This is a genomic window from Streptomyces sp. NPDC059371 (genome assembly GCF_042751995.1).
Taxonomy (GTDB): Bacteria; Actinomycetota; Actinomycetes; order Streptomycetales; family Streptomycetaceae; genus Streptomyces.
This window is the reverse complement of the sequence record NZ_JBHYXD010000008.1, coordinates 108,845-115,386: the sequence shown is the minus strand read 5'-3', so window position 1 is coordinate 115,386 and position 6,542 is coordinate 108,845. Positions and strand designations below refer to the sequence as shown.

5 protein-coding genes are annotated in these 6,542 nt (G+C 70.1%); all 5 read left to right on the top strand.

Annotated features, from left to right (window positions below):
- Positions 1 to 1,182 (top strand): acetyl-CoA carboxylase biotin carboxylase subunit family protein (locus ACFXGX_RS07420; RefSeq protein WP_384785995.1); only part of this gene is annotated, 1,182 nt, incomplete at its 5' end.
- Complete coding sequence (locus ACFXGX_RS07415; RefSeq protein WP_384785992.1) at positions 1,163 to 2,470, top strand: MFS transporter; 1,308 nt, start codon at positions 1,163 to 1,165, stop codon at positions 2,468 to 2,470. The genes ACFXGX_RS07420 and ACFXGX_RS07415, both read left to right, overlap by 20 nt.
- 33 nt (positions 2,471 to 2,503) lie before the next feature.
- Positions 2,504 to 3,577: a class I SAM-dependent methyltransferase gene (locus ACFXGX_RS07410; protein ID WP_384785989.1), complete on the top strand. Its 1,074-nt coding sequence runs from the start codon at positions 2,504 to 2,506 to the stop codon at positions 3,575 to 3,577.
- Between the two features lie 408 nt (positions 3,578 to 3,985).
- Positions 3,986 to 5,353 (top strand): MATE family efflux transporter, encoded by a 1,368-nt coding sequence (locus ACFXGX_RS07405; protein WP_384785987.1) that lies wholly within the window; start codon positions 3,986 to 3,988, stop codon positions 5,351 to 5,353.
- Between the two features lie 41 nt (positions 5,354 to 5,394).
- Positions 5,395 to 6,540, top strand: coding sequence for a glycosyltransferase (locus ACFXGX_RS07400; RefSeq protein ID WP_384785985.1), 1,146 nt, complete (start codon positions 5,395 to 5,397; stop codon positions 6,538 to 6,540).
- Positions 6,541 to 6,542: the final 2 nt, after the last annotated feature.

Genomic DNA, 6,542 nt, shown 5'->3' with positions numbered 1-6,542 from the left:
TCCGTCCAGGGGTTGGGGTGGCCGCGGGTCCAAACCAGTAATCTCCTTGCCGCGGCGCCCCCCGAAACCCCCCCCGCCCGGGCCCGGGACGCCAGGGCCCGTGAACTCGCCCGCCGGTACGGCGTCGGGCAGATCGTCGCCTGCCAGGAACGCGACCTCGAACGCGCGGCGGGACTGCGGCGCCACCTCGCGCTGCCCGGCCCCCGGCCCGACGAGGTGGAGCCCTTCCGCGACAAGTGGACGATGAAACGCCGGGCACGCCGGGCCGGAATCCCGGTCGCGGAGCACGCCCTGGTGACGAGCCCGGCCCGGCTGCGCGCCTTCGCCCGCCGCCACGGTCTGCCCGTGGTGGTCAAACCACGCCGCGGCGCGGGTTCGGCGGGGCTCCGCATCCTGGCCGACGACCGGCAGGTCGACGCCTTCGCCGCCTCCGGGGCGTGCGCGCACCGCGAACCCGCCTGGCTCGCGGAGTCCTTCGTCCCCGGCGCCATGTGTCACATAGACGGTCTGGTGACCGGGGGCAGGATCCGTTCGATATGGGCGTTCCAGTACCTGTACACGCTGGCCGCCTTCCGCGAGGACCACAAGGCCCGCCTCGACCTCCCGCTCGACCCCGACGACCCGCTCGCCCACCGGCTGATCGACTTCGGGCGCGGGACACTGCGGGCCCTTCGCGGACCGGAGCACTTCGCCTTCCACATCGAGGTGTTCCGCACCCCGCGGGACGACCTCGTGCTGTGCGAGGCGGCCTGCCGCGCGCCGGGGGCGGCCCTCAGGGACGTGCACCGGGCCATGTTCGGCTTCGACCCGGCGGAGGCCGCCGTCCGGGCCCAGCTCGGTCTGCCCCCGCCCCTTCCCCTGACCGCTGACACACCGGAAGACGCCCCCCTGCGCCCCCGTGTTCTGGCGGGCCAGATGCTCCTGATGAAGCGTCCCGGAACCGTACGCGGTCTGCCCGGGGGACTGGACACGGCTCCTGGCCTCTTCTGGCACCGGACCTATGTCCAGGTCGGCCGACGGATGACCGCGCCGACGTACTCGGCCGACGTGCTCGCCGCCTTCGTCGTCAGTGGCCCCACGCGCGCGGACTGCGAGCGCCGCATGCACGATCTGGACCTCCGCTACCGCGCCGGACTGGAGATCGACTCCGAAGAGGAACGACGTGAGCAGAGCGCTTCCTGACCGGCCGGCGAGCACCCAGCCGCCCGTACCTGCCCAGCCGCCCGTACCTGCCTCCTCGGCGCTGCGCCGGCCCGGCTTCCGGTTGCTGTTGGCCGCGGTGCTGGTGAACAACACCGGCGGCGAGATCACGTTGCTGGGGTATCCGCTGGTCGCCGTGGCGCTGCTGCACGCCACCCCCGGCCAGGTGGCTCTCCTGGCCGCCGCCGGCACGCTCGCGTTCCTGGTGATCGGCCTGCCGGCCGGCGTCTGGGTGGACCGCCTGGAGCGCCGCCGCGTCCTGATCGCCGCGGACATCAGCCGGTTCGCGCTGCTGGCCACGGTGCCCGTGGCGTGGTGGCTGGGCCGGCTCGGCATGGCGCAACTCGTGGCGGTGGCCTTCCTGACCGGGGTCTGCCGGGTGTTCTTCGACGTGGCGGCCCAGAGCTTCGTCCCGGGACTCGTCGGCCCGCAGGCCCTGATGTCGGCCAACGCCGCGCTGACCGGGGCGAATTCGGGCTCCCAGATCGCGGGACGGGCGCTGGGAGGGTTCCTGATCCAGGCGCTGACGGGACCCGTCGCCATGGGCGTGAACGCGCTGACCGCGCTCTGGTCGGCCGGCTGCGTCCTGTTCGTACGCGGTGGTGGCCGGCCACCGTCCGCGGCGCGAGCCGATGTCATTCCGCTGCACCGAGGGGTACGGGACGGACTGCGCCATGTCGTCCGGGACCCGGTGCTGGGGCCCGCCGCGCTTTCGAGCAGCCTGGGAAATCTGTTCATCAGCATCACCGTGACGATGCTGCCCGTGGTGCTGATCAGCGAGGTGGGCCTGTCCGAGGCGGACGTCGGCCTCTTCTTCGCCGTCGCGGGCGTCGGCTCCGTACTGGGCGCGATCGTCACCCCGGTGCTGACCCGCGGATTCGGACACGGACGGGTGCTGTGGCTGTCCGCCGCGCTCTGCGCCCCGCTGTACCTTCTGCTGCCCCTGGCCGGCCACGGCGCCCGGCTCGCGGTCGCCGCGCTGGCGTTCCTCGTGATGAACCTGCGGAACATGATCGGCAACATCATCCTGGTCAGCTACCGGCAGCGGGTGACGCCCGACGAGCTGCTCGGCCGGGTCAACGCCACCATGCGCTTCGCCCTGTGGGGGATGCTGCCGGTCGGCTCGGCGCTGTCCGGGCTGATCGCCACGTCCGCCGGCCCCAGGGCCGCGCTCTGGGTGGCCGCGGCCGGCACGTCACTGGCGTGGATACCCGTCGCCCTGTCCCCGATCGCCACCATGCGAGAACTGCCGCCACCACCGTCCCGCTGATCCCTCAGCGGCCATCCGGAGGACCGACCCGCCATGACCGTTCAGCACGACACCCGCACGCGTCCCGAACTCGCCGCCGCCCTGCGGGAGTCCGTCTATCTGCCCACCATGACCCTGGGCGCCTATCAGCGCCGGATCGCGGAGGCCGGCCCGCTCCTGCCGTCCCTCCTGGACTTCGAACGCCCGGGCGCCGACGCGGCCCTTCGCGCCCTGGCGGACACGGTCACCGAGTTCGACTCGGACGGCACCGGACGCGGCGACTCCTACCGCAGGGCGCAGCGCACCACGATGGTCCGCTGGACCGGGATGCGGCAGATCCTGCGCCTGGCCTCGCCGCCTGCGTCCTCTCACGCCGGCACGGTGCTCGACGTCCTGGGCGGGGACGGCACGATCGCCAGAGCGGTGAGCCGGGCGGCGGACGCGACGCTGGGGCACATGAGCGTCCTGACCGGTGACGTGTCCGGAACGATGGTGGAGCGCGCCCTGGAACAAGGGCTCCCGGCCGTGCGGCAGTCGGCCGACTTCCTCTTCCTGCGTGACGGAGCGGTGGACGCCACGCTCCTCGCCTACGGAACCCACCACATCGCCCCCCGGGACCGGCCGGCGGCCGTTGCCGAGGCCGTCCGGGTGACCCGTGCCGGCGGCCGGGTCCTGCTCCACGACTTCGACGAGTCCAGCCCGATGGCCCGCTTCTTCACCGAGGTGGTCCACCCGTGCTCGACAGCCGGCCACGACTACCGGCACTTCTCGCGCCCTTCGCTGACCGCGCTGTTCGACGGCGCGGGGATCCCGGCGAGCGTCCACGACCTCTACGATCCCCTGACGGTCACCGCGGACTCCGAGGAGCGGGCCCGCCAGGACATGTGCGACCACCTCCGGGACATGTACGGCATCCGCGCGTTCTTCGACGGGCACGAGGACATCCGGGACGCCTGGAACTCCTTGGTGCGGTACTTCGACCACACCGACTACCTCGCCGCGACCCGGCTCCGGGACCCGGAGTCCGTCCCGAGCGCGCCGGTCATCCGCCGGAGGGGGAACCGTTACGTGGCCGAGGTGCCCCGCGTCGCGCTGCTGGCCGTGGGCCGCACACCGCCCCGGACGTGACCGGAGCGGTTCGGGCTCTCCCCGATCATGACCGGAACCCTTCGGCCCGCCCCAGTCATCACCGGAGCAGTTCGGCCACACCCTGCGGACCGCGCCCGTCACCTTCCGTCACGCATGGGCGCCCGCACCGCGTACAGCCGCATGCTTCGGGGCGGATTCCGCCCCTTTGCGGGTCACTCCCGGTGGCTTCGCCGCCGCGCCGCGTCCCGCGGCCGTGTCGGGAAACGGACGTGCCGTACTGGAGGGCTGCTCGATATCCCTTCCCGCGGAACGGATCATGTGGCTAGCATCCAGTCGATCAGTGGCGCGGATTGGTGTTTCCCGGGGCAGTCACCGGAGATGAAGTCCGCGATTCTCAAGGTCGAGAGTCCCCGACGGGGATTCGGGGGAGCGGAGAGAAGAGACGTCGTGCCACCCAAGGTGAACATCGGAGTCTTTTCGCTCAGTTGGCCCATATTCCTGCAACTGACCCTCACCTATTGCATGGGGCTCGTCGACATCTGGGCACTCGGCCGGATATCCGATGCCGCCGCCGCTTCCGTCGGCTCCGTCAACACGGTCACCACATTCGTGCTCATGATGTTCTCCTTCATGGGACAGGGCGGCAGCCTCGTCTATTCCAGAATGATCGGACAGGGGAAACTCGAACGGGTCCGGGAGTGCTATTCGGTCGCCTTGATCCTGCACGTACTGCTGGGCGTGATCGCGAGCGTCGTCCTGCTCGTCGAGGGAGAGGCGATAGCTCAACTGCTCGGCCTGCACGGACAGCTTCTGAGCCACGGGACCACCTTTTTGCACATCGTGGGCGGAAGCTGCGCCCTCCACTCGCTCATGGCGATGCTCAGCGGCGTCATGGCGGCGAACGGATTCACCCGAGGCGGCATGTTCGCCGCCGTTCTCACGAACATCACGAACATCGCCCTGATCTACGTGCTGGTCCTGTCCTCGGCGGGACCCGGCTGGGGGGTACGCGGGATCGCGCTGTCCACGGCCCTGGCCACCGCGGCCGGTCTCCTCTTCAGCGCCTGGCTGGTCTTCTTCCGCATCCGCGTCCGATTTCGCCGGCCGTCCAGCCGACGGCAATGGCGTGAACAGGGCCTGCTGCTCATCACGTTCACCCTTCCCACCATGTTGGAGCCGGCCTTCTGGCAGGCCGCCCAGATCACCACCACCCGCATCATCACGGCCGTGGGCCCCGATGAACTGGCCGCCCGCATGTACACGCTGAGCATCACCAACATGATCGGCATGTTCGGCTCCGCCCTCTCGCAGGGGCTGCAGATCACCGTCGGCCATCTCGCCGGCGCCGGAGACATGGACCGGATCCGACGCGTCACCCGAACCACCCGACTGGCGGGCGTGGCGATCGCGGCCGCCCTCGCGCTCGTCGCCGGCCTCTCGGGCGGCTGGATCATGGACCAGTTCACGGACTCCGCGCAGGTCGCCGAGTCCGGACGGCTGCTCCTGTGGTGCGGGCTGCTCTACCTCCCGGGTTCCTCCCTGATCATGACCACGGCGAGCACCCTGCGCGCCGTCGGCCATGTCACCTATCCGGCCGCCGTCGGAATCCTCGTCCTGTGGGGGGTCTTCATCCCCCTGGCGTACGTCCTCTCGCTGCCCCTGGGCCTCGCCATCGGCGGCATCATGATCGCCATGGCGGTCGACGAGAACCTCCGGGCCCTTCTGCTCGGCATCCGCTGGCGGCGCGTCTCCGCGCGGCGGAAGGACCACCGCGGCGTGGAGCGGGCACAGCCGGCTCCCGTTGCGGAGAGCTGACAATCCGCTGTCACCACCATTGCGTCACGGGGGAGAATCGCATGAAAGCCAGTCTGGTCATTCCCACCTACAACTCCAGGGATCTCGTCGCCCCCTGCCTGATGTCCCTGAACCATCAACGGCTCGAAGAGAACGACACATTCGAGGTCGTCCTGGTCGACGACGGTTCCACGGACGGTACGGGAGAACTCGTCGACTCGCTGCCCCTCACTTATCCGATCCGGCGGATCCGTCTGCCGCGTACCGAAAGCTCCTGCCGTTCCGCCGCGCGAAACGCCGGAATCCGGGCGGCGGACGGAGAACTGATCGTCTTCGCCGACGGCGACCAGATCATCGACCCGTCGTTCATCCAGGAACACATACGGTGCCACCGTGACCGCGGCGATGTCGTCGCCATCGGATTCCGGGACTACCTGGAGCCGGGAACGGTCGATCTCGCCCTTCTCGAAAAAGACTTCACCCCGCAAGCCCTGCCCCCGGTCGCTGACCGCGACGAGCGGGCCCAGGTCACCGACGCCCTGTCGCAGAACATGGGAAATCTCGCCACGGGATGGCACTTCCTGTACGGCTGCAACGTCTCCGTGCGCAAGGAACACCTGCTGGCCGTGGGCGGGTTCGACGAGGCCATCAAAAGGTGGAGCTTCGAGGACGTCGAACTCGGCTATCGCCTCCACCGGCACGGCCTGACCCTCGTCCACAACCTGTACTCCCGCGTCTACCACCAGTTCCACCCGGAATCCGACCAGGAACGCTACGACGACTGGCGCGAGAACTTCGCCTACTTCACCGCGAAGCACCCGGAGCTCGAGGTGAGAAACCAGTGGGTGCTCGACGCCTACTTCGATCCGCACCGCGGGAGCCGCCCGAGCTGGTTCGAGGCCTACCTCCGCTTCGAGTTCGCCTGCCGCGCGATCGCGGGACGGCTGCCGCTCGGGCGCTCGTACGAACTCCTCGTCGTCGACACCGACGGCCTGGACACCGCTGAGGCGGAGATCGCCCGGGCCGGGACGGCGGGCGACCTGATCGTCGTCGACACCACGGACGACCGGGACCTGCCGACAGCCGTGCAGATGATGCGGACGGGACACGAACTGCTCTACTTCAAGCAGCCCGGCCCGGACCTGCTCAAGCAGACGGCGGGCTCCTTCGGGTGCGCGGCGCTCCTCGAACACGCGGCCGGAGCGTGACG